At 58.9% G+C, this 22,837-nt stretch carries 26 protein-coding genes; 12 read left to right on the top strand and 14 right to left on the bottom strand.

Annotated features, from left to right (window positions below):
- The 8 genes from sdhD to ACR0JA_RS12215 all read right to left on the bottom strand — a co-directional run bounded on the left by sdhD (position 1) and on the right by ACR0JA_RS12215 (position 5,078).
- Positions 1–375, bottom strand: a complete 375-nt coding sequence (sdhD, locus tag ACR0JA_RS12250; RefSeq protein WP_480574805.1) for a succinate dehydrogenase, hydrophobic membrane anchor protein — start codon at positions 373–375, stop codon at positions 1–3.
- An 11-nt stretch (positions 376–386) separates the two neighbouring features.
- A complete protein-coding gene (sdhC, locus tag ACR0JA_RS12245; protein WP_480574802.1) occupies positions 387–770 on the bottom strand; it encodes a succinate dehydrogenase, cytochrome b556 subunit in 384 nt (127 codons plus the stop codon).
- A 215-nt stretch (positions 771–985) separates the two neighbouring features.
- Positions 986–1,648, bottom strand: coding sequence for a DUF1194 domain-containing protein (locus tag ACR0JA_RS12240; RefSeq protein WP_480574798.1), 663 nt, complete (start codon positions 1,646–1,648; stop codon positions 986–988).
- A 45-nt stretch (positions 1,649–1,693) separates the two neighbouring features.
- Positions 1,694–2,392, bottom strand: coding sequence for a DUF4344 domain-containing metallopeptidase (locus tag ACR0JA_RS12235; protein WP_480574795.1), 699 nt, complete (start codon positions 2,390–2,392; stop codon positions 1,694–1,696).
- Between the two features lie 20 nt (positions 2,393–2,412).
- A complete protein-coding gene (locus ACR0JA_RS12230) occupies positions 2,413–3,441 on the bottom strand; it encodes a MaoC family dehydratase (RefSeq protein WP_480574792.1) in 1,029 nt (342 codons plus the stop codon).
- Entirely contained in the window at positions 3,441–3,647 is a 207-nt protein-coding gene (locus ACR0JA_RS12225; RefSeq protein WP_480574789.1) for a DUF1737 domain-containing protein, read from the bottom strand. The genes ACR0JA_RS12230 and ACR0JA_RS12225 overlap by 1 nt, the downstream gene beginning before the upstream one ends.
- 12 nt (positions 3,648–3,659) lie before the next feature.
- Positions 3,660–4,214 carry an NnrU family protein gene (locus ACR0JA_RS12220; RefSeq protein ID WP_480574786.1) on the bottom strand — a complete coding sequence of 185 codons (555 nt, stop codon included), beginning with the start codon at positions 4,212–4,214 and terminating at the stop codon, positions 3,660–3,662.
- A 6-nt stretch (positions 4,215–4,220) separates the two neighbouring features.
- Complete coding sequence (locus tag ACR0JA_RS12215) at positions 4,221–5,078, bottom strand: HpcH/HpaI aldolase/citrate lyase family protein (RefSeq protein ID WP_480574783.1); 858 nt, start codon at positions 5,076–5,078, stop codon at positions 4,221–4,223.
- Positions 5,079–5,247: 169 nt separating this feature from the next.
- On the opposite strand from ACR0JA_RS12215, the gene ACR0JA_RS12210 reads away from it, so the two are divergent.
- Positions 5,248–5,547, top strand: a complete 300-nt coding sequence (locus tag ACR0JA_RS12210; protein ID WP_480574780.1) for a hypothetical protein — start codon at positions 5,248–5,250, stop codon at positions 5,545–5,547.
- Here the strand turns inward: ACR0JA_RS12210 and ACR0JA_RS12205 are convergent.
- A complete protein-coding gene (locus tag ACR0JA_RS12205; protein WP_480574777.1) occupies positions 5,544–6,299 on the bottom strand; it encodes a sulfite exporter TauE/SafE family protein in 756 nt (251 codons plus the stop codon). The genes ACR0JA_RS12210 and ACR0JA_RS12205 overlap by 4 nt on opposite strands.
- Positions 6,300–6,459: 160 nt before the next feature.
- Between ACR0JA_RS12205 and mdh the strand changes: the two genes are divergently transcribed.
- The 9 genes from mdh (at position 6,460) to lpdA (ending at position 17,722) form a co-directional block, all read left to right on the top strand.
- Positions 6,460–7,422: a malate dehydrogenase gene (mdh, locus tag ACR0JA_RS12200; protein WP_480574774.1), complete on the top strand. Its 963-nt coding sequence runs from the start codon at positions 6,460–6,462 to the stop codon at positions 7,420–7,422.
- A gap of 322 nt (positions 7,423–7,744) precedes the next feature.
- Entirely contained in the window at positions 7,745–8,938 is a 1,194-nt protein-coding gene (gene sucC, locus ACR0JA_RS12195) for an ADP-forming succinate--CoA ligase subunit beta (protein WP_480574771.1), read from the top strand.
- A 317-nt stretch (positions 8,939–9,255) separates the two neighbouring features.
- Positions 9,256–10,137 (top strand): succinate--CoA ligase subunit alpha, encoded by an 882-nt coding sequence (gene sucD / locus ACR0JA_RS12190; protein ID WP_170350627.1) that lies wholly within the window; start codon positions 9,256–9,258, stop codon positions 10,135–10,137.
- A 56-nt stretch (positions 10,138–10,193) separates the two neighbouring features.
- Complete coding sequence (locus ACR0JA_RS12185) at positions 10,194–10,973, top strand: hypothetical protein (protein WP_480574768.1); 780 nt, start codon at positions 10,194–10,196, stop codon at positions 10,971–10,973.
- A complete protein-coding gene (locus ACR0JA_RS12180) occupies positions 10,970–11,512 on the top strand; it encodes a DUF805 domain-containing protein (protein WP_480574765.1) in 543 nt (180 codons plus the stop codon). The genes ACR0JA_RS12185 and ACR0JA_RS12180 overlap by 4 nt, the downstream gene beginning before the upstream one ends.
- Positions 11,509–14,466, top strand: coding sequence for a 2-oxoglutarate dehydrogenase E1 component (locus tag ACR0JA_RS12175; protein ID WP_480574762.1), 2,958 nt, complete (start codon positions 11,509–11,511; stop codon positions 14,464–14,466). Before ACR0JA_RS12180 ends, ACR0JA_RS12175 begins: the two co-directional genes overlap by 4 nt.
- A 3-nt stretch (positions 14,467–14,469) precedes the next feature.
- A complete protein-coding gene (odhB, locus tag ACR0JA_RS12170) occupies positions 14,470–15,987 on the top strand; it encodes a 2-oxoglutarate dehydrogenase complex dihydrolipoyllysine-residue succinyltransferase (RefSeq protein WP_480574760.1) in 1,518 nt (505 codons plus the stop codon).
- A gap of 2 nt (positions 15,988–15,989) precedes the next feature.
- Positions 15,990–16,259, top strand: coding sequence for a hypothetical protein (locus ACR0JA_RS12165; protein ID WP_480574757.1), 270 nt, complete (start codon positions 15,990–15,992; stop codon positions 16,257–16,259).
- A gap of 74 nt (positions 16,260–16,333) precedes the next feature.
- On the top strand, positions 16,334–17,722 hold the full coding sequence (gene lpdA / locus ACR0JA_RS12160) for a dihydrolipoyl dehydrogenase (protein ID WP_480574754.1): 1,389 nt from the start codon (positions 16,334–16,336) through the stop codon (positions 17,720–17,722).
- A gap of 17 nt (positions 17,723–17,739) precedes the next feature.
- Here the strand turns inward: lpdA and ACR0JA_RS12155 are convergent, their stop codons facing one another.
- Positions 17,740–18,318 carry a TetR/AcrR family transcriptional regulator gene (locus tag ACR0JA_RS12155; protein WP_480574751.1) on the bottom strand — a complete coding sequence of 193 codons (579 nt, stop codon included), beginning with the start codon at positions 18,316–18,318 and terminating at the stop codon, positions 17,740–17,742.
- A gap of 102 nt (positions 18,319–18,420) precedes the next feature.
- On the opposite strand from ACR0JA_RS12155, the gene ACR0JA_RS12150 reads away from it, so the two are divergent.
- Complete coding sequence (locus ACR0JA_RS12150; protein WP_480574748.1) at positions 18,421–19,014, top strand: NAD(P)H-dependent oxidoreductase; 594 nt, start codon at positions 18,421–18,423, stop codon at positions 19,012–19,014.
- Positions 19,015–19,033: 19 nt separating this feature from the next.
- Here ACR0JA_RS12150 and ACR0JA_RS12145 read toward each other — a convergent pair whose 3' ends face one another.
- From ACR0JA_RS12145 to ACR0JA_RS12130, 4 genes are read right to left on the bottom strand one after another with little or no spacing between them, the layout of a single operon-like run.
- Entirely contained in the window at positions 19,034–19,639 is a 606-nt protein-coding gene (locus tag ACR0JA_RS12145) for a pyridoxamine 5'-phosphate oxidase family protein (protein WP_480574745.1), read from the bottom strand.
- The gene (locus tag ACR0JA_RS12140; RefSeq protein ID WP_480574742.1) at positions 19,626–20,366 is read right to left on the bottom strand and encodes a lysophospholipid acyltransferase family protein; all 741 of its coding nucleotides are present in this window, start codon (positions 20,364–20,366) and stop codon (positions 19,626–19,628) included. Before ACR0JA_RS12140 ends, ACR0JA_RS12145 begins: the two co-directional genes overlap by 14 nt.
- Positions 20,366–21,265 carry a cell division protein FtsX gene (locus ACR0JA_RS12135; RefSeq protein ID WP_480574739.1) on the bottom strand — a complete coding sequence of 300 codons (900 nt, stop codon included), beginning with the start codon at positions 21,263–21,265 and terminating at the stop codon, positions 20,366–20,368. The genes ACR0JA_RS12140 and ACR0JA_RS12135 overlap by 1 nt, the downstream gene beginning before the upstream one ends.
- Positions 21,262–21,939, bottom strand: a complete 678-nt coding sequence (locus tag ACR0JA_RS12130) for a cell division ATP-binding protein FtsE (protein ID WP_480574736.1) — start codon at positions 21,937–21,939, stop codon at positions 21,262–21,264. The genes ACR0JA_RS12135 and ACR0JA_RS12130 overlap by 4 nt, the downstream gene beginning before the upstream one ends.
- A gap of 178 nt (positions 21,940–22,117) precedes the next feature.
- Here ACR0JA_RS12130 and ACR0JA_RS12125 point away from each other — a divergent pair, with 178 nt between their 5' ends.
- Positions 22,118–22,834, top strand: coding sequence for a zinc-ribbon domain-containing protein (locus ACR0JA_RS12125; protein WP_480574733.1), 717 nt, complete (start codon positions 22,118–22,120; stop codon positions 22,832–22,834).
- Positions 22,835–22,837 lie beyond the last annotated feature (3 nt).

The following is a 22,837-nucleotide window of genomic DNA, read 5'->3' as shown; positions in this document are numbered from 1 at the left end:
TCACAGGGCGAGCTTGACAAGGGCGAACAGCCCGGCAGCGATCAGAGTGTATCCGAAAGCAGCAACAGCCATCAGGCTCAGCTTTTCTGCGACGCCGTGAACGTAGTCTTCGATGGCGGCCTGTGCCTCGCGCACTAGGTGCAGAATGACGACAACCAGCGTCAGCGCCGTGATGATCGCCGGGAATGGACGGCTGTAATAGGCCAGAACCTCTTCGTAGGTTCCGCCCAGACCGGCAGCGAAGGTGAAGACAAACAGGGGCACCAAAAACACCAGCGCGGTCGAGCTTGCCATCATCTGCCAGTGATGATGCGTACCCTGCCCACCGGCACCCATGCCCTGTGCGCGTTTACGGTCTGTCAGATAGTTCTGCATGGTCCGTCTCCTTAAACCGCAATCGCCGTGATGAACGCCAGAATGGTAGCGAGGACGAACATGCCGATGCCCATCTTCTCGGATACGGCGACCTCGACGCAGTAGCCAAGATCCCAGATCACGTGACGCAACCGGCCCAGCATGTGATAGAAAATCGCCCAGGCCGCGAGGAACATCACCAGATCACCCAACCAGCTTCGCATCAGCCCGTCGATGACGTTGAACGCACTCTCAGAGGTTGCAGCCGCCAAAAGCCACCAGACAACAAAAAAGGAAACCGCCAACGCGGCAAGACCCGTAATCCGCACCATGATCGAGGATATCGACGTCATCTGCGGACGATAAATGGTGAGGTGTGGTGAAAGAGGGCGATTGCCCCGATTTACATCGGCCATGTTGGCTCCTTTTCGGTTGGCTACCGAAGGTTTTACCGTTTTTTGCGACTCTGTCACGTGCTGCGGGTGCAAAAAACATCGAATCTTGCATTAAATCCCAGATAAATCGGGTATGTGATCACGCAAAATTATCTTGTGATCACAAATTGCATTCACCTCGCGCAATGTTAGCGTTTTCAAGGGGAAGCTATTGTGATCACGAATCTGCTGCGGCGTCATTCCAGACCCGCCGTTTGTTGAGTCACTTCGCGCAGCAGCTTCTTCCTTATGCGTTCGGGGTAGTCCGCAAACCCGGCGGCCGAAACCACGAAAGCACCCTCGCCAACAATGACGTTTTCAAAGAAATAGGCGGTCAGGTCCGGCTCGCTTTCCTCAATGGCGATGGCGTTTACGGTGATGCCCCGGGCGTTCAGCAGACCGCGCATTTCGGATGGCTCAACGCCTTCGTTCGAGACCCCGTCCCCGGACAGGTCAATCAAATGCCGCCCGCAATCGGCGACAGCGTCAAAGCTCGCCACCGTCATCTCAAGCGCTTCGCCAATCGCGGTCGAGAAGTTTCGCCACACACGAGGATCAACGGCGACCTGATCTGCAAAGGCGTCCAGCGCAGCAAAGCTGTCGATGCGTGTCCAGGGAATGGTGGTGCGCTGGCGTGAACTACCCGTCCATTGGACCAGCATCAGACGGGCTTGCCCCTGAACCAATGCTTCGGACACTACGGGGTCGCGCAGCCCTGCGGCCAGACCATCCATCTGAATTCGAAACTCGCTGGAATCGACCGACCCGGATACATCGACGGCCAGCGCCAATGCCAGATCACAGGCGACGGCAGGTGTCGCAAGCAAACAAGCCAGAGGAGCTGCGCGCAGGATTTGCATAGGGCGAGCCTAACACAAATGCGCAGTTTGACTCTCAATTTCGCGTCAGGGCGCAATCTCGCGCAGCCAGTTCTCGAATTCCGTACAGATCACGATGTCTTTGTCCTCGAGGTTGTAAAATGCGTTTGCCTCACCGCATTGTTCGACCCGAACATCCAAGCGGAGCGGCAGGTTGAAAACCTCGTTCAAGGCCGCGACTTCGTCAGCCATTATCACCCCGGCAAACGTCGACGCGTCGCCCTGGTATCGGATCGAACGTCCGCTGCCGGCGATTTCATCAAAGACCGGCCCCCAACTGTCATTGGCAAGCTGGAACTCGTCTTCGCAGGTTTCCTGACGTTCCTCGGGCAGGCCCAAGTCATCCGCCATCGCTGCGCGGCTGTCCATGTCTGCCCCCGCGAACAGGCACACAAGATTGTAGTAACGCTGAAGATCGGGGCCGTGCACCCCCCAATACAGGATGTCATCACCAGCGGCATTCGCCTCGCCCAGAAAGCCGAAAGCGGCGTCATAAGCGATACTGGTCGCGGTTGTCTCGTCGAACAGCGCGTCGATGAGAAGTACCGAGGCCACATCGGCCGTGTCCTCTTCCTGGCCAAAAACGGGCAGCTGCAGGATATCGATGATCGCGTGTCCAAGCTCGTGATAGAAGATGGACAGCAGGTTTGCCTCGACGAACTCGTCGGTGCTTGCGGCGGCCGGGGAAGCCGCAGCAAAGGCACAAACTGCGAGTTGCTTTAACATCGCGACCCCTTTCACGGCGGCTACGTGGGCATCAGCGCCCAGACGTCCAGATCCAGCAATACGTCGGGCAAATACCGCCCGTCATCACCTTTCAACGCAAAGGGTTCACCGTCATTTGTGGCCACCAGTCGCAGACGGATGGCGCCCACGCCGGGCGCATCCGTGTCCGCCCTGTCCAGCACTTCAGACCAGGCCTTGATCGTCTGGCCCGCAAAACAAGGGTTGGCATGAGCCCCACCATTGAGGCCAACAATCATCTGCGCGTTGGCCAGACCGTTGAATGACAGGGCCCGTGCCATCGAGATTACATGACCGCCATAGATCAACCGCCCTTCGGGACGGAAAGTCAGGTCGAAATGCACCTTGGCCGTGTTCTGCCACAGGCGGGTAGCCAGCATATGCTCGGCCTCTTCCACGGTGACGCCATCGACGTGATCGATTGTCTCACCCACCTCATAATCGCCCCAGCGATGGGCCTCGCCCGCCTGCGCGTCGTCATAGGACGAAAAATCCAGCCCTTCGGGCACTACCAAATCCTGCGGGTTCAGCACCTTTTTCAGCTCGGGTATCAGCGTCTCGGGCGCGGGCGCATCCAGATTCGATTTGCGTACCATCACCCAACGAACATATTCGAGGACGGCCTCGTCGCGCTGGTTGAGGCCACGAGTGCGCACATAAACGACGCCGGTCTTGCCGTTCGAATTCTGCTTGAGTCCAATCACCTCGGATTCTGACCGCAGCGTGTCACCGGGATAGACCGGCTTTAACCAGCGTCCTTCGGCATAGCCCAGATTGGCCACCGCGTTCAGCGATATATCGGGAACGGTTTTGCCAAAAACCACATGGAAGGCGGCGAGGTCATCAATCGGGCTTTGTGGCAGGCCGCTTTTTCGGGCGAATTCATCCGAGGAGTAGAGCGCGTGCCGCGCCGGGTAAAGCGCGTGGTAAAGCGCCCGTTCGCCATCGGTCACGGTGCGGGGAACCGCGTGATGCAACACTTGCCCTATTGAATAATCTTCGAAGAAATTGCCCGGATTGGTCTTTGCCATCATTGCTGTCCAAGTTTCATGTCGGGGGAATAATCAGCCGCAACCTCTTTGGTCACCGCCTGCGCGCAGCGCATCACATTGTTTGCGGCGTCAAAGGCGTAAGAGGGATCGCCATACAGGTCCCACCCTTTTGCCAGCGCGTCCGAGACCTTGTGGCAAAAGGCCGAGGTGTCTTCCTCGGTCAGCAACCGATAGAGTTTTGCCATGATGTCTGCTCCTTACGATCCGAACGGGGACGGGCCGACCAGCCCGTGAATATAGCCGACAACGCCAAGCAGCACGATCGAAGCCACAAAGAACATCGCATCCTTGCCATAGGTGCCGGGCTCGCCGGGGGTCCAATCGGGTTCGGACTTGTTGATCACGATCACCTCTACCACGGCCCAAGCCAGCAACCCGCCAAACAGGACGATCGACGCCAGATCGCCATTCACCAGAAGATGCGCGAATGCCCATAGCTTGAAGCCGCCCAGCATCGGGTGACGTATTTTGTTCAACAGGCGGCCTTTGGTTCCGGCCGGGCTCGCCATGTAGAAGGCAATCAGCACCAACAAGTTGTTGACGTGGATCAGGAAGGTTGGCGGAGCCCAGACATGGATGAAGTCCGTCATGCGATAGCCGAAGATCATCAAAAGAATCGCCACAACCAACAACAGCGCAACCGCACCTTTGCCTGCATCGCCCATAGCCGCGCGGTGCGCCGGCATCACGCGTTTGAACAGATGTGCCGCCCACCAAAGCGCGACACCAAGGATCAGAAGAACAAAGCCCATGCTGGCTTACCCCGCTTGCAAAGCTACTATCGCCTCCGCTTTTGCCAGAGTTTCGCGGGCAGTTACAACGTGTAGGTTTTCAACAATCTTACCGTCGACAACAGCAACGCCTTGCCCCTGCGACTCAGTCTCCTCAAATGCGGCGATCTGGCGGCGGGCCAAATCGATCTCGGCGTCCGACGGGGCAAAGGCTGTATTGGCAATCTCAACCTGCGCCGGGTGGATCAGTGTTTTGCCGTCAAAACCCATATCTCGGCCTTGTTCACATTCGGCGGCCAGACCCTCGCCGTCTTTGAAGGCGTTATAAACGCCATCGACGATGATCAGCCCCTCGGCCTTCGCCGCCAGCAGGCACAACCCAAGCGAGGTCATCATTGGCAACCGATCCGGTCTAAAGCGGGTCTGCAATTCCTTGGCAAGATCGTTGGTCCCCATGACGAACCCGGCCATCAGCGGGTGGGCGGCAATTTCCGCTGCATTCAGCATCCCGCGCGGCGTTTCCATCATCGCCCAAATCGGCATGTCGCCCGTGATCGCGGCCAACGCGTCCACATCGGCAGCTGAACTGACCTTGGGCAAAAGAACATAGTCAGCATCCATCTGGCGCACAGCTTCGGCATCGGCACGGCCCCATTCCGTATCCAGGCCGTTGATGCGAACGATCTTGACCCGCGAACCATACCCTCCGGCTTTCAAAGCGGCCCTTAGCGTTTCGCGCGCATTGTCCTTTTCATCTGCCGAGACCGCATCCTCGAGGTCGAAAATGATCGCGTCCACCGGCAAGGTGCGCGCTTTCTCCAAGGCCCGATCGCGGGACCCGGGGATGTAGAGAACGGAACGATAGGGGCGCTGACGGAGGTCCATTGGCCTCTCCCTTTGAAAGAATGTTGCGCGGAATGGGGCATTTTTTGCCGGAAAGTTCAAGGAGAAAATTGCCGCAACGCAGCATTCGCAATGCAACGTGCGGCGATTTAACCAAATTTCTGTGCGTTACCTGCAGCCTGACGACAGATGGAAACATATGGGGTGACGCATGAAAAAGACGCTTATCAAGATGACAATGGGCCTTGGGATCATGGTTCTGGCCGCGCAGCAATTGCAGGCGCGCACCTGCGCGCCACGCGATGACGTGGTTAAGCGGCTGGCCGAATCCTATGGCGAAACGCGCCGCAGCATCGGTATCGCCCGGCAAGGCGCGGTGATGGAGGTCTATGCTTCTGAGAAGACCGGCAGTTGGACCGTTACGGTTACGCTACCAGACGGGATGACCTGCCTGATCGCATCTGGCCAGGCTTACGAGGACATGGCCGAGGCCTTGCCACCGAACGTCTAGGTCAGCGCGTCCCAGATTAATTTGCTGCCGGTGAGGGTCAACAGCACATAGGCTATGGCAAAAAACAGGCGCTCGGACAGCATGAAATGCGCCCGGACGCCCAGCCAGGCCCCGAGAATTGCGAAGGGCGTCAACAGAAGATCTGCCAGTGCCGTGTGCCAGGTGAACAGACCCAAAAAAGCGTAGGGGATGAATTTGGCGGCATTGATGACCCAGAAGACCAGCACTGTGCTGGCTTGAAACTCGGTTTTCGTCAGCCTTTGCGATAACAGATAGACCGCCGCTGGCGGGCCGCCCGCGTGGCTGACAAAGCTGGTAAACCCGGCAACAAGCCCTGCGATCATCCCGGCGGGCGGTGGCAACCGATTGGCAAAGCCCCGGATCAGACCTCGGCTTTGGGCGATGTGCCAGATCACGAAACCGACTGATATTCCGCCGATAAGCAAGCGCAACAAGTCGTCATTTGTGGCGCGGTACAACCATGCGCCCAGCGCGACGCCTGGAACCGCGCCCAGAATCAGCAGGCGCGAATCCGGCCAGTTCCAGCGTTTCCAATAGGGTCCCAGCGTGGCCACATCGATCACCATCAGGATCGGCAGCATCAGCGCCAGCGCCTGACCGGGCGTCAGGATCAAAGCCAGAATCGACGATGAGGCAAAGGCCACGCCGGACCCGAATCCACCTTTCGAGATACCGGCAAAGACCACCGCAGGGATCGCCACAGCAAAAAACATCAGGTTCAAATCGAACATGTGGCGATCCGTGAATTGACTTATCTAACAGGTCGTTTAGCGCAACCACCGGGTCGTCTGCAATCGGTATGCGGTTGCATGCCGCGCCCCATAACCCTTGCGCAAATGCCATTTACCGACTAGCACAACCGCGATTTTAATCCGACCGGAGATATTCCAAATGGCCAGACCCAAGATCGCGCTGATCGGCGCAGGTCAGATCGGCGGCACGCTCGCCCACCTCGCAGCAATGAAGGAACTTGGCGACGTCGTCCTGTTCGACATCGCCGAAGGCACCCCGGAAGGCAAGGCGCTGGACATTGCCGAATCCGGCCCCTCGGAAGGCTTTGACGCCAAGTTGAAGGGCACCCAGTCTTATGAGGATATCGCAGGCGCGGATGTCTGCATCGTCACCGCTGGTGTCCCGCGCAAACCGGGCATGAGCCGCGACGACCTGCTGGGCATCAACCTGAAGGTCATGAAGTCGGTTGGTGAAGGCATCGCCGCCAACGCACCCGACGCGTTCGTCATCTGCATCACCAACCCGCTGGACGCGATGGTCTGGGCCCTGCGTGAATTCTCGGGCCTGCCGCACAACAAGGTTTGCGGCATGGCAGGCGTTCTGGACTCGGGCCGTTTCGCGCATTTCCTGTCGGAAGAGTTCAACGTCTCCATGCGCGACGTGACAGCCTTTGTTCTGGGCGGCCATGGCGACACCATGGTGCCGTCGGTGCGCTATTCAACCGTTGCCGGCATCCCGTTGCCCGATCTGGTCGAGATGGGCTGGACCACGCAGGACAAGCTGGACGCCATCGTCCAACGCACCCGTGACGGCGGCGCTGAAATCGTTGGCCTGCTGAAAACCGGCTCGGCCTTCTACGCACCTGCAACCTCGGCAATCGAAATGGCCGAAGCCTATCTGAAGGACCAGAAACGCGTTCTGCCATGTGCGGCCTATTGCGACGGCGAACTGGGCGTCAAAGGCATGTATGTCGGTGTCCCCACCGTGATCGGCGCAGGTGGCATCGAACGTGTCGTCAACATCAAGCTCAACGAAGAAGAGCAGGCCGGTTTTGACAACTCGGTCAACGCTGTGAAGGGCCTGATTGAAGCCTGCAAGGGTATCGACAGCTCGCTGGCGTAAGCACCCTTCGGTCTTGCATTCAAACCGGCCCCGAAAGCGGGCCGGTTTTCTATTTGGACCGCCACGCAGCTTGCAACGTGAACCGTCGCAAATGTTGGCGCAAACGACGCAAGCACCCTTTTTGAATGTGTTTTCCCGACGCGCAAAAGATATTTCGAATCAAATTTGCGGCGCGCCCAACTTTGTGATCACACCCCAAAAACCTGTGATCACAAAAAGAGAAAATCTTCGGTAAAAACCCACCTGACATCAAAAAACCCTTTAAACATATCCCCTAGACACGCCTATAACGGTTCAATCGTAGTCAAACGGGACAGTTTCGATGAACATTCACGAATATCAGGCCAAAGCTCTTTTGCGCAGCTATGGCGCGCCGGTTTCTGACGGTCGCGCAGTTCTGCGCTCCGAGGAAGCCAAAACCGCAGCGGGCGAACTGGATGGTCCTCTGTGGGTCGTCAAGGCTCAGATCCACGCAGGTGGCCGCGGCAAGGGGTCTTTCAAAGAAGCTGACGCCGGGGAAAAGGGCGGCGTCCGTCTGACCAAATCCGTCGAAGAGGCTGCCGAGGAAGCCAAGAAGATGCTAGGTCGCACGCTGGTCACACACCAGACCGGCCCGGCGGGCAAGCAGGTGAACCGCATCTATATCGAGGCTGGTTCCGGCATCGAGACCGAGATGTATCTGGCCCTGTTGGTGGATCGTCAGACCAGCCGCATTTCCTTTGTCTGCTCGACCGAGGGCGGTATGGACATCGAAGAGGTGGCCGCAGCCACGCCCGAGAAAATCCTGTCCTTCTCGGTCGATCCTGCCACTGGATATCAGCCCTATCATGGTCGTCGCATCGCGTTTTCGCTGGGTCTGCAAGGCGCGCAGGTCAAGCAATGCGTCAAGCTGATGAGCCAGCTTTATTCCGCCTTCGTCGAGAAGGACATGGAGATGCTGGAGATCAACCCGCTGATCGTCTCCGACAGCGGCGACCTCAAGGTGCTGGACGCCAAGGTTGGCTTTGACGGCAACGCGGTTTATCGCCACCCGGACATTGCCGAGCTGCGCGACACAACCGAGGAAGACCCCAAGGAACTGGAAGCCAGCAAATACGACCTGAACTACATCGCTCTGGATGGTGAGATTGGCTGCATGGTCAACGGCGCCGGTCTGGCGATGGCCACCATGGATATCATCAAGCTGTATGGGGCCGAGCCTGCCAACTTCCTAGACGTTGGCGGCGGTGCCACCAAAGAGAAAGTGACCGAAGCGTTCAAGATCATCACCTCGGACCCGCAGGTCAAAGGCATCCTGGTCAACATCTTCGGCGGCATCATGCGCTGTGACGTCATCGCCGAGGGCGTTGTCGCCGCGGTGAAAGAGGTCGGCCTGCAGGTTCCGCTGGTCGTGCGTCTGGAAGGCACGAACGTCGAGAAAGGCAAGGAGATCATCAACACCTCTGGCCTGGACGTGATCGCGGCAGACAACCTGAAAGACGGTGCCGAGAAGATCGTGAAGGCGGTTAAGGGTTAATCTCTTGCTGCTCGGCTTCGTAACATTTCTGCTTATTGCAACATTGGCTCCAGTAATTGGCGTTTACCTTCTGCTTCTGGTCGCAAGAAAAGCGTTTGGCCTCGTGGGCGTTTATGTCTGTGGCGCAGGCCTGCTTTCACTGGCCGCGGTCGGAATCGCATGGGAGTTAATTGGTTGCAAAGGCTGCGAGCCCGCGAAGATTCCGGGGGCTGAACATTTGGCCCTTCTTGTATGGCCGCTTTGGCTCGGAGCCATCGCATTATTTTCTTATCGTGCGGTACGGAACGCACGCATAGCTCAATAGGAGACTCCTCAGAATGGCAGTCCTCATCGACGAAAATACCAAAGTGATCTGTCAGGGCTTTACCGGCTCGCAGGGCACATTCCACAGCGAACAGGCTATCGCCTACGGCACCAAGATGGTCGGCGGCGTGACCCCCGGCAAAGGCGGGATGACCCATCTCGACTTGCCCGTGTTCAACTCGGTCCACGAGGCCAAGCATGTGACTGAAGCCAATGCCAGCGTGATCTATGTTCCGCCGCCTTTCGCGGCGGACTCGATCCTTGAGGCGATTGATGCCGAGATGGAAGTGATCGTCTGCATCACCGAAGGCATCCCGGTTCTGGACATGATGAAGGTCAAGCGCGCGCTGGAAGGTTCAAGCTCGCGCCTGATCGGGCCGAACTGCCCCGGTGTCATCACGCCTGATGCTTGCAAGATCGGCATCATGCCCGGCCACATCCACAAGCGCGGCTCGGTCGGCGTTGTGTCCCGTTCGGGCACCCTGACGTATGAGGCCGTCAAGCAGACCACCGATGTGGGTCTGGGCCAGTCCACTTGTGTGGGCATCGGCGGCGACCCGATCAAAGGGACTGAGCATATCGACGTGCTTGAATGGTTCCTGGCCGATGACGAGACCGAGTCGATCATCATGATCGGTGAGATTGGTGGTTCGGCCGAAGAAGAAGCCGCTCAGTTCTTGGCGGATGAGGCCAAGAAGGGCCGCAAGAAGCCGACCGCCGGTTTCATCGCAGGCCGCACGGCGCCTCCGGGCCGCCGCATGGGCCACGCGGGCGCGATTGTCGCCGGCGGCAAAGGTGGTGCCGAGGACAAGATCGAAGCCATGCGCAGTGCCGGTATCGTCGTGGCCGAAAGCCCGGCGCAGCTGGGTGAGGCTGTGCTGGAAGCGATTGGGTAACAATGGTGCGGTACCAAGAAAACTATGGGTTCCGGCGGGGGGAGAGGTCCTCTCGCATGGGGCATTTCTTGGTGTTCGCCATGTGCGCCTCAATTTCGCTGGTTCCAGGCATTGCCAAAGCTGATCTCGATTTATCAAAACCAACTCGAGATGTTCTTGATCTATGCACTTGGGCAACAAGTGATAGAGCATCAGTTGCACGGCAGTTCTATGAGCGCGGATGGACAAAGTTTCGCGCGCCCTACCCCAAATTGACGCCAAAGCTTGTTGCGGATGGGTATCTTTTCCATGCGCTGGTTGACGAAGGCTATAACTCACTCGGCTTGGACACAAATGCTGGCGTCATACCTCCCATGCAAGAGCATATGGAAACCATTTCCCAAGTGTCAGAACGCGGCGTTTATGACGCATTGCTATGGAAACGAGAGCCTTTGGCGTTCTTGATGCTCTACGACCAACCGGGGGCCACATCTCCCAAGAAGACATTGGGATGCAGGTATTTTGGCGCCTCGCATGGCGACGCGACTCAATTAAAGGATGCTATCTGGGACTTCGATGAGGAAACTTACGAATCTGAGTACGGCCCTGCCCGTGTTGTGACCGAATACACTTCAGGTCATCCGCCCCACCGCCCACTTGCAGGGGCAGCCGGATTACTCGTGAAATTCGGTATTTTGGAAGATCGGCCCGTATTGGAACCACAGCTTGGTGCAGGTCGTGCTTCCATCCAGTTTTTTCGATTTGATGAATCGCAGTTCGTGGATGGCTTTGGGCGAGAGCCCAATACCGCGTTTGCGTTGGAAATCCATCGAGGATTGGAGTTGAGTGAACCATGACCTTCTCTGACGCCATCCGCACTTGTTTCTCCAAATTCTTCACGTTCTCAGGGCGTGCCTCGCGGCCCGAATACTGGTTCTTTTTCCTGTTCATCGTGATCTGGAATATCATCGCCGGGATCATCGACTGGCAATTCTTCACACAGGTCACCACAACCGAGGCGGACGGGGTCTCGACCACAACCGCGACTTCCTCGGCGCCGGTGCAGAGCATCGTCGGCCTGATCGTTTTTATCCCGCACCTCGCGGTCGCGTGGCGACGGATGCATGATACCGGGCGCAGCGGGCTTTACGCTCTGTTGCCGATCCTGCTGATCGTCGGGGCCTTTGCGGTGCTGATCTTTGGCATCGGCCTTGCGTCCAGCTTCCAGCACGGTGGCAATCTGGACATCCTGTTCACCCGCGCCACTTTGCTGATCGTCATTCCGACACTCATCGTCCTGTTTGTGTCGCCCCTTCTGGTGCTCTGGTGGCTGACCCGCCCTAGTGAACCAGGCACCAACAAATACGGTCCCAACCCAACAGAGGTAACTCAATGACCGAACATACGCCCAACACTGCCTTTCATGCCTCAAGCTTTATGCAGGGGCATAATGCCGAATATCTGGAGCAGTTATACGCCCAGTACACCAGGGATCCTGGCGCGGTGGATGCCGCCTGGGTCGAATTCTTCCGGCAGATGGGTGACGCCACTCCGGATGTACAACGTGAGGCCGAGGGGCCGTCCTGGGCGCGGACCGACTGGCCGCCGATGCCGACGGACGATCTGACGGGTGCCCTTACCGGCGAATGGGCCGAGATCGACGCCAAGGCGGCGGGCAAGAAGATCAAGGACAAGGCCGCCGACAAAGGCGTCGTTGTCAGCGAAGACCAGATCAAGCGCGCGGTGCTGGACAGTCTGCGAGCGCTGATGCTGATCCGGGCCTATCGCATCCGGGGTCACCTGGCCGCCAATCTGGACCCGCTGGGCATGCGCGCGGCCAGCACGCACCCGGAACTGGATCCCAAGACCTATGGCTTTACCGATGCCGACATGGATCGCCCGATCTTTATCGACAACGTGCTGGGACTGCAGATGGCCAGCATGCGTCAGATCGTCGAGATCGTGAAGCGGACCTATTGCGGCACCTTCGCGCTGCAATACATGCATATCTCGAACCCCGAAGAAGCCGCTTGGCTGAAGGAGCGGATCGAGGGGTACGGCAAGGAAATCCAGTTCACCAAGGAAGGCCGCAAAGCCATCCTGAACAAGATGGTCGAGGCCGAAGGCTTTGAGAAATTCCTGCATGTCAAATACATGGGCACCAAGCGGTTTGGTCTGGATGGTGGCGAAAGCCTGATCCCTGCGATGGAACAGATCATCAAACGCGGTGGCGCGCTGGGTGTGCGCGACATCGTTATCGGGATGCCGCACCGGGGTCGCCTGAACATCCTCGCCAACGTGATGCGCAAGCCCTATCGCGCCATCTTCAACGAATTCCAGGGCGGCAGTTTCAAGCCCGAAGATGTGGATGGCTCGGGTGACGTGAAATACCACCTCGGCGCTTCTAGCGACCGCGAGTTTGATGGTAACAGCGTGCACCTGTCGCTGACGGCCAACCCCTCGCACCTTGAGGCGGTAAACCCGGTGGTTCTGGGCAAGGTCCGGGCCAAGCAGGATCAGTTGAAGGATGATCACCGCACCGCGGTAATGGGCATTCTGCTTCATGGTGATGCAGCCTTTGCCGGTCAGGGTGTGGTGGCCGAAGGGTTCGGCCTGTCCGGTCTGCGCGGCCACAAGACGGGTGGCACCATGCATATCGTGGTGAACAACCAGATCGGATTTACCACTGCGCCACACTTCAGCCGCTCCAGCCCCTATCCGACAGATATCGCGCTGATGGTCGAAGCGCCGATCTTCCACGTGAATGGCGACGACCCCGAGGCGGTGGTGCATGCGGCCAAGGTAGCCACAGAATTCCGCCAGAAGTTCCACAAGGACGTGGTCATCGATATCTTCTGCTATCGCCGGTTCGGTCATAACGAGGGCGACGAGCCCATGTTCACCAACCCGATCATGTACAAGAAGATCAAGACGCATAAGACCACGCTGTCTCTGTACACTGAACGTCTGGTCAAGGACGGCCTGATCCCCGAAGGCGAGATCGAAGATATGAAGGCCGCCTTCCAGGCTCATCTGAATGATGAGTTCGAGGCCGGCAAGGACTATAAGCCCAACAAAGCCGACTGGCTGGACGGGCGCTGGTCGCATCTGGACAAGAACAAAGAAGAATATGTGCGCGGCGACACCGCCATCACCCCGGACACGCTGGCCGAGATCGGCAAGTCCCTGACCCATGCGCCGACGGATATCGCAGTACACAAGACAGTTGCCCGACTTCTTGAGCACAAGAAACAGATGTTCGGATCCGGCACCGGCTTCGACTGGGCCACGGGTGAAGCACTGGCCTTTGGCTCGTTGCTGACCGAAGGGTACCCGGTACGGCTGTCCGGTCAGGACGCAACGCGCGGTACGTTCAGTCAGCGCCATTCCGGCTTTGTGCATCAGGAGAACGAGGAACGATACTATCCGCTCAACAATATTCGGCCCGGGCAGTCGCATTACGAAGTGATCGACTCGATGCTGTCGGAATATGCGGTGCTTGGGTTCGAATACGGCTACTCGCTGGCCGAACCCAATGCGCTGACCCTGTGGGAGGCGCAGTTCGGCGACTTCGCCAACGGCGCGCAGATCATGTTCGACCAGTTCATCAGCTCGGGCGAAAGCAAATGGCTGCGCATGTCCGGTCTGGTCTGCCTGCTGCCGCACGGATTCGAAGGGCAGGGCCCAGAACACTCGTCCGCGCGTCTGGAGCGGTTCCTGCAAATGTGCGGTCAGGACAACTGGATCGTGGCAAACTGCACGACGCCTGCGAACTATTTCCACATCCTGCGCCGTCAGTTGCACCGCACCTTCCGCAAGCCGCTGATCCTGGTCACGCCAAAATCGCTGCTGCGCCACAAACTGGCTGTCAGCAGGGCCGAAGAGTTCACCACGGGTTCCAGCTTCCACCGGGTGCTGTGGGACGATGCGCAGCACGGAAACTCGGACACCAAGCTGGTCAAGGATGACAAGATCAAGCGCGTGGTGATGTGTTCCGGGAAGGTCTATTACGACCTGCTCGAAGAGCGTGACGCGCGCGGGATCGACGATGTCTATCTGATGCGGATCGAGCAGTTCTATCCCTTCCCCGCACATTCGCTGATCAACGAGCTTGAGCGCTTTAAGGGCGCCGAGATGATCTGGTGTCAGGAAGAGCCAAAGAACCAGGGGGCCTGGACCTTTATCGAACCCAATATCGAATGGGTGCTGACCCGCATCAAGGCCACACATACGCGGCCGCGTTATGTCGGCCGCGCCACATCGGCTTCGCCCGCAACGGGCCTGGCCAGCCAACACAAAGCCCAACAAGAAGCGCTGGTGAACGAAGCGCTGAGCATTGAAGGAAAGTAAACGATGTCAATTGAAGTTCGTGTTCCCACGCTTGGCGAATCGGTAACCGAAGCCACGGTTGCGACATGGTTCAAGAAACCCGGCGACGCGGTCGCCGTGGATGAAATGCTCTGTGAGCTTGAAACCGACAAGGTCACGGTCGAAGTCCCTGCCCCAGCTGCGGGTGTGATGGGCGAGGTTGTAGCCGCCGAAGGTGAAACAGTCGGTGTCGATGCCTTGCTCGCGACCATCACAGCCGGTGAAGGTGCCGGTGCAGCCCCTGCGGCTGCGGCAGCCCCGGCACCCGCAGCGGCCCCGGCGGCGTCAGCAGGCAGCGTTGATGTGATGGTGCCGACGCTGGGTGAATCCGTGACCGAAGCGACGGTATCCACATGGTTCAAACAGGTTGGCGACAGTGTCGCGCAAGATGAAATGCTGTGTGAATTGGAAACCGATAAAGTCTCGGTCGAGGTTCCGTCCCCAGCGGCCGGCGTGCTGGCCGAAATCGTCGCTCCGGAAGGTGCAACGGTGGATGCAAGTGCGAAACTGGCGGTGATCTCGGGCGCCGCAGCTGGTGCAGCAGCAGCCCCCGCAGCAGCGGCGGCAGCCCCGGCAGCAGCGGCAAGCACCGGCAAAGATGTGGCAAACGCGCCGTCGGCCGAGAAAGCGATGGCCGAGGCTGGCCTGTCCGCCGATCAGGTAACCGGCACGGGTCGCGATGGTCGGATCATGAAGGAAGACGTGGCCAAAGCGGTTGTAACCGCCTCGGCCCCGGCGTCCGCTCCGTCTGCGCCCGCCCCGGCAGCTCAGGCGCCACGCGCGCCCGTCGCAGCGCAGGATGCATCGCGCGAGGAACGTGTCCGCATGACGCGCCTGCGCCAAACCATTGCCAAACGTCTGAAAGATGCGCAGAACACCGCCGCGATCCTGACCACCTACAACGAGGTGGACATGACCGAGGTGATGGCCCTGCGCAATCAGTACAAGGACCAGTTCGAAAAGAAGCATGGTGTCCGGCTTGGCTTTATGTCCTTCTTCACCAAGGCCTGCTGTCACGCGCTGAAAGAAGTGCCCGAGGTCAATGCCGAGATCGATGGCACCGACATCGTCTACAAGAACTTCGTACATATGGGTGTAGCGGCCGGTACGCCGCAGGGCTTGGTCGTTCCTGTGATCAGGGACGCTGACAGCATGTCCTTTGCCGCGATCGAAAAGGCGATTGCCGAAAAAGGCCGCCGCGCCCGTGACGGCAAGCTGAGCATGGCGGAAATGCAGGGCGGCACTTTCACCATCTCAAACGGCGGTGTCTACGGCTCGCTGATGTCTTCGCCGATCCTGAACCCGCCGCAATCCGGCATTCTGGGCATGCACAAGATCCAGGACCGTCCGATGGTCATCAATGGTGAGATCAAGATTCGCCCGATGATGTATCTTGCCCTGTCTTACGATCACCGGATTGTCGACGGCAAAGGTGCTGTGACCTTCCTTGTTCGCGTGAAAGAGGCGCTGGAAGACCCACGCCGCCTGTTGATGGATCTGTAATCATGGCAGCACATGTACTCTGGCAGGCCGATGTGGCCGATTTCGATGCCTGGCTGAAGGTTTTTCGGGAAGACAAACCCATGCGAGAGGCCGCGGGTATCCACGACCTCCATGTCTGGAAAGACCCCGATCAGGCCGACCACGCGGTCGCAATGTTCGAGGTGGCCGACCTGACGCGCGCGCGCGAGTTCTTTGACTCCGAAGAGTTGGCCATGCACCACGAACGGGGTGGCGTGGCGCATATCCAGGTCAAAGTGCTGGAACCGGTTTGAACTCAGAAATTTCGCCCTGCCACCGGCAGGGCATTGCTTTCACTAGTAAACTCTACGGGGTTTAGGAGAACAAAATGTCAAATTATGACGTCATCGTAATCGGAGCGGGTCCTGGCGGCTATGTCTGCGCCATCCGCTGTGCTCAACTGGGTCTGAAAACCGCCGTGGTCGAAGGGCGCGACACGCTGGGCGGCACCTGCCTGAACGTGGGCTGCATCCCGTCCAAGGCGCTGTTGCATGCCAGCCATCAACTGCACGAGGCCGAGCACAACTTTGCCAAGATGGGTCTGAAGGGCAAATCGCCTTCGGTCGATTGGAAGCAAATGCAGGCCTACAAGGATGAGGTCATCGACGGTAATACCAAGGGCATCGAATTCCTGTTCAAGAAGAACAAGATCGACTGGCTGAAAGGTTGGGGCTCGATCCCCGCCGCCGGTCAGGTCAAGGTGGGGGACGAAGTTCACGAGGCCAAGAACATCATCATCGCGTCCGGATCCGAGCCTTCGTCCCTGCCCGGCGTCGAGGTCGATGAAAAGGTTGTCGTCACCTCAACCGGTGCGCTGGCGCTGGGTAAGATCCCCAAGAAGATGGTGGTGATCGGCGCAGGTGTGATCGGACTAGAACTCGGCTCGGTCTACAGTCGTCTGGGGGCTGAGGTGACGGTGATCGAATTCCTCAAGGAAATCACGCCCGGTATGGACCCCGAGGTACAGAAAACCTTCCAGCGCATCCTCAAGAAGCAGAGCCTGAAATTTGTCATGGGCGCGGCGGTGCAAAAGACCGAAGCGACCAAGACCAAGGCCAAGGTCACCTACAAGCTGCTCAAGGATGGCAGCGAACATGTGATCGACGCGGACACGGTGCTGGTTGCCACAGGGCGCAAGCCGTATTCCGACGGGCTGGGGCTGGACGCGCTGGGTGTCGAGATGACGCCGCGTGGCCAGATCAAGGTCGGGGCGGACTGGCAGACCAATGTGCCTGGCATCTATGCGATCGGCGATGTCACCGAAGGCCCGATGCTGGCGCACAAGGCCGAGGACGAAGGCATGGCCGCCGCCGAACAGGTCGCAGGCAAGCACGGCCACGTGAATTACGGCGTCATTCCCGGTGTAATCTATACCTGGCCCGAGGTCGCCAATGTCGGCGAAACCGAAGCGACGCTCAAGGAACAAGGCCGCGCCTACAAGGTTGGCAAGTTCATGTTCATGGGCAACGGTCGCGCCAAGGCCAATTTTGCCGCCGACGGGTTTGTAAAAATCCTCGCCGACAAGGAAACCGACCGCATTCTGGGCGCGCATATCATCGGCCCTGCCGCAGGTGATCTGATCCATGAGGTCTGCGTAGCCATGGAATTCGGCGCTTCGGCCGAGGATCTGGCCCTGACCTGCCATGCCCACCCGACCTATTCCGAAGCCGTGCGCGAGGCCGCGCTGGCCTGCGGCGACGGACCGATCCATAGCTAATTGAAAGACCCCGGCGATTACCTCGTCGGGGTCAACCACGCCTTGAGATAGGCGTTCAGCCTGTCATCGAAACTGGTCGAGGCGTGCAAGGCACAAAATCTAAGCGACATGGACTGAATGGCGAACGCCTGCACCCCTTCCGCCAACAGCTCAGAGGGGACGTCTTTGCGCATGTCGGCGTCTTCGAGCCACATCATGACGACCCTGAAATACCGTTCGAAGAAATAGGCAATCGGTCCGATTTCGGCGATCGCTGTTGCGCCCGAATACCTGATGAGCAGGTCGAAAACATAGCGTTCAACCGTCATGAAACTGTGAACCGGGCCAAGCGCCGCGATGATCTCGGGCACGGATTTTGGCGGCGATCCCGCCTCGGCCAGATCTAGACAGGCATTCAATTTCTCCGCCAACAGGATTTCCATTAGCGCATCTTTGTCCCGGAAATGCGCGAAGAACGTTCCCTTGGCCACGCCGGCAGCCTGAACCACTTCTTCGACCCGCAAGGCTTCGTACCCACCGTTTTGAATCTCGTTCTCGGCGGCAGAGATCAGGCGCGCGCGCGTTTTGAGAGTTCGTTTTTGAATCGGCTTTGGCATAGCGCTTGGTGGCACAATTTTTGACCGTGGTCAAATTTTTAATTGACCGTGGTCAATTTATTGCTTTAGAAAGTGACCGTGGTCAATTTATGGAGAATCATAATGCCTGCTAAAAAGATATTCGTTCTGGATGGACATCCCGCCAGAACCAGCCTGTCGCGCACTTTTGCGCAAACCTATGCGGACGCTGCACTTGCCGAGGGTCACGAGGTTCGAATGGCTCATCTGAGCGATCTGCAATTCGATCACGACTATGGTCAGAGCAGTTACGAGGATTACAAACCACTTGAACCCGTGCTCGAACAGGTTTTGCAGAATCTCGAGTGGAGCGATCACCTGGTTCTGACGACCCCAATGTGGTGGGGAGGTCTGCCCGCCAAATTGAAGGGCCTGATCGACCGGACATTCCTTCCGGGCCGAACCTTTGATACGCGCACAACCACGAAGATCGGATTTCCGGCACCGATGCTGACAGGACGTACCGCGCGGGTGATCATGACATCAGATACGCCAGGTTGGTTCATGCGTCTGGTCTATCGGCAAGCGCTTTTGCGCCAACTACGCGACCAGATTCTGGGCTTTGTTGGATTCAAACCCACGCGCTTTACCTATTTTTCCGCAGCGAGCCACCCAAAGCCCGGAAGCGTCGAACGCTGGATCGACAATGTCGCCAAAATGGGTGCGGCCGCGCATTGAAGCCAGCGTCGACAGGTCACTACCACATCGTCTTAGCGGCGCGCGGGGCCCATTCCTCGTCATACTGCGCGCCGCCTTCTTCGCCCGCGCTCACCTCGGCCAAAATCTGGCCGACGCTTGGCAGATCGGCGCTTTCGTCGCCGCTCGTCCATGTCTTCGCCCGGATCAGCGCGCGGGCGCATTGGGTGTAAATCTCTGAGATTTCGATCACGGCAACAGTTGCCGGTCGTTTGCCGTGTTTTTCGAACCGGCTGCTCAAGTCCGCATCGTCGGTCAGGCGCGCCCGTCCATTGACCCGGATGACGTTGTTGGACCCCGGCACCATGAACATCAGCGAGACACGCGGATCACGCACGATGTTGCGCAGCGAATCCAAGCGGTTGTTGCCTCGCCAGTCGGGTAACGCCAGGGTCTTTGGGTCCAGCTCCAGCACAACCGGGCCGTCATCGCCGCGCGGGCTGCCATCGACACCTTCGGGTCCAACGGTGCTGAGGACACAGAGGCGCGAGGCCATGATCCATTTCCGATAGAGCGGCGTCAGCTGATGCGCGACCTTTCGGATCGACGGCGCGCCAGGTGTTCCATAGAGCGCCTCAAGCGCCTCGATGTCGTCAATGAACCGCATCCGGATCAAACCCCACTTCTCGCATCAATTCATTTGAGCGCGTCTCGATCACGTCTTCCAGTCGCCCCAAAAACGCGTTTCGCGCTACACCCGGTTCAATCGGGTCTAGAAAGTCGACGATCGCCAGACCGGGTTTGCGCAAAATCCCGGTCCGTGGCCAGAACACACCCGCATTTGTGGCCACCGGCACACAGGGAAAACCCAGACCCTCATACAGAACGGCCGTACCGACCTTGTAGGGTTTTTGCACCCCAGGAGCGACGCGCGTGCCTTGCGGATAGATCACCAACTGACCGGGTTCGCTGAACTCCTTTGCCACGTCTTTGACCATCTTGGCCACAGCCGCTCCCTTTCTTCCGCGATTAACTGGAATGCAACCCAAACGCCGGGCGTACATTCCGATAACCGGCGTCCACAGCAACTCGCGCTTCATGATGAACTTGCCGTGCGGGACGGCGTCGAAAATCATTATGATGTCGAGAAAGGATTGGTGTTTGGCGCCGACCACGACCTCGCCCGTCGGCACCGATCCACGCACTTCGCACCTGATGCCGACCATCCAGCCAGCCAACCATTTGGTTGTTCGGGCATAGGTCTTGCACGCTTGCAGGGCTCCGCGTTTCGAAAACAGCGCATAAGGCGCAAAGACGACGCCAAGAATCAGCATCCAGGCATAGATCGTGATCATGAAGATCAAGGACCGCACCCATTGGATCGCTTTGGACATCACGAAAGCTCCTTCAACTTACGCCGCGCGGCAGACCATGTGGCGACAAACGCAACACAGGCCCCCAAAACGGGGATCAGAGCCGGTAGCAGCCATCCGACGCCCTGAAAGCCCAGACCGGTCAGAAAACCGCCCTCTGCCGACGCTTCGGGCAACAGTAATACGCCGCTCATGCCGAGCAGGGTTCCAACCGCCGCGCCGAACAAGGCGCGAAAGGTGAAACGTCGGACAAAGGCTCCGGCGATAAAACGGTCCTTGGCCCCAACCTGACGCAATACCTCGATGATCTGCGCATTGGCAGCAAGCGAGGCGTTGGCCGCGAGGGTTATCATTGCCGCCGTGGCCCCGCCGATCAACAGGATCGAGATCACGCCCAGCCGCCGCAACGAATTGGCTGCCGTAACCAGCGGCTCACGCCAGCGCGAATGATCGTCCAGCACCGCACCGGGCACCTCGGCCCCCAGCCGCAGGCGCAGCCCTGCCGCATCCAGACCGGGTTCTCCTTCGGTAATCTCGATCAGTTGCGGGACCGGCAGCGTGTCCAGCGGCAGGTCCGGCCCGAACCAGGGGGCCAGCAGGGCCGCCTGCTCCTCGGTCGTCAAAGCCCGGGCCGAGGCCACGCCCGGCGTTTGATTCAAAACGGTCAACGCCGCCTCGGTCTGCGCTGCAAGCTGATCCGCTGGCGCGTTGATGCGCAACGTTGCCGCCCCAGCCAGTTCCGAAGCCCAACGCTCGGCCAATCGGCCCGACGCAAGCGACAGCGCCAGCGCAAAGACGGCCAGAAACGCCATCGCCCCGGATACAAATAGTGTCAGTTGCGCGGTGAACCCAGTGGGCGGCACAACGCGATCCGCGCGACGGTCGCGGCGCAGCAGATTGCGGAAATCGTCGCCGCTCATAGATCTGCTCCTGCCAATTGCAGCTTGCGTTGTGAAATGCGCAGCACCCGCGCCTGGACCTGGCTTTTGGCGGCGCGGATCAAGCTCAGGTCATGCGTTGCGATCAGCACGGTCTTGCCCATTCGGTTCAGTTCGATCAGCAGGCGCAGCAGACGCTGTGACATCTCCCAATCGACATTGCCGGTGGGTTCATCTGCCAGAACGATATCCGGTGACAAGATCACCGCCCGTGCCAATGCCGCCCGTTGCCGCTCGCCGCCCGATAATTCGGGCGGATGCGCCCCAAGCCGCGCGCCCAGACCAACCCAATTCAACAGCTCGGTCAGATTGTCTTGTTCCGCTTCGGCAGCGCGGCCAGACACCATCAGCGGCAAAGCCACGTTTTCCGCCAGCGTCATGTGATCCAGAAAGCGGCAATCCTGATGGACCATGCCGATCCGGCGACGCAGAACCGCCATCTGGTCCCGATCCAAGCCTGCGACATCCTCGCCAAAGGCGCTCAGCCGTCCCGAGGTCGGCAGCAACGCGCCATAGCAGAGTTTCAGAAAGGTGGTTTTGCCCGCCCCTGATGGGCCAGTCAGAAAATGGAACGAACCCGACTGCAATTGCAGCGACACATCGCTCAGCAGTTCGCCGCCGCCATAGCTGTAGCTGACACTTTCGAGCTCGATCACGCCTGTCCCCTTTGTTATACAGCCTCTCTTGCCCGAGCGCGGCCTCAGTTTCAATGCCTGCAAAGGGACCAATTGGCGACACTTGGCCCGTGAGGCCGAAAACACGCTTTGCTGTTGGGGCTTAACGGAATATCATCGCAAGAAAACTATCAGGCCGGCAGTCAGGCCAGGAGGCAGTATGCGACTCACATGTCCGAATTGCAGCGCTCAGTACGAAGTGCCGGACGACGTCATCCCCGAAAGCGGACGGGATGTCCAATGTTCGAATTGCGAACAGACCTGGTTTCAGCCCAAACACCCCGAAGCCAAGGACGATCAGGCGGAACCAAAACCGCCGCAAGCCAAGGATGAGGAAAAACCCGCCGAGGCACCACCCGCTGCGCCAGAACCCGCGCCGGAGGCCGAAAAAGCCCCAGCCGACTCGGGCAATGTTGACCCGGCCGTTGCCAGCATCCTCAAGGAAGAGGCCGCGCGCGAGGCTGAATTGCGCGCTAAGGAAGGCACAACCAGCCTGGAAAGCCAACCGGATCTGGCGCTGGATCAGCCCGCTGAGGCAAAGGTCAAACCCAAGCGGCCAGCGGCGAGCGCGACCGCCGCTGATGCCGGACAAAAGGACGAATTGCCCGATGTCGAGACCATCAACACTGGTCTGAAAAGCGACGACAGCGCAAAGGGCGACGAAGCAACAGCAGCCCCGCGCAAATCGGGCGGCTTCCTGCGCGGGTTTGCGTTGATCGTCATCATCGGGGTCATTTTGCTGCTGGTCTACAGCAACGCCACCCAGATCAGCGAAACCGTTCCGCAGGCCGATCCGGTGCTGAAATCGTATGTCTCATTTGTCGATCAGGCGCGCCTGTGGCTTGAAGCACAGACCGGGGGCGCGGCCGAGAACTAAGGC

It is taken from the genome of Ruegeria sp. AM4 (assembly GCF_056540665.1).
The sequence above is the reverse complement of the archived record's forward strand: the minus strand, read 5'-3'. Positions and strand labels throughout refer to the sequence as shown.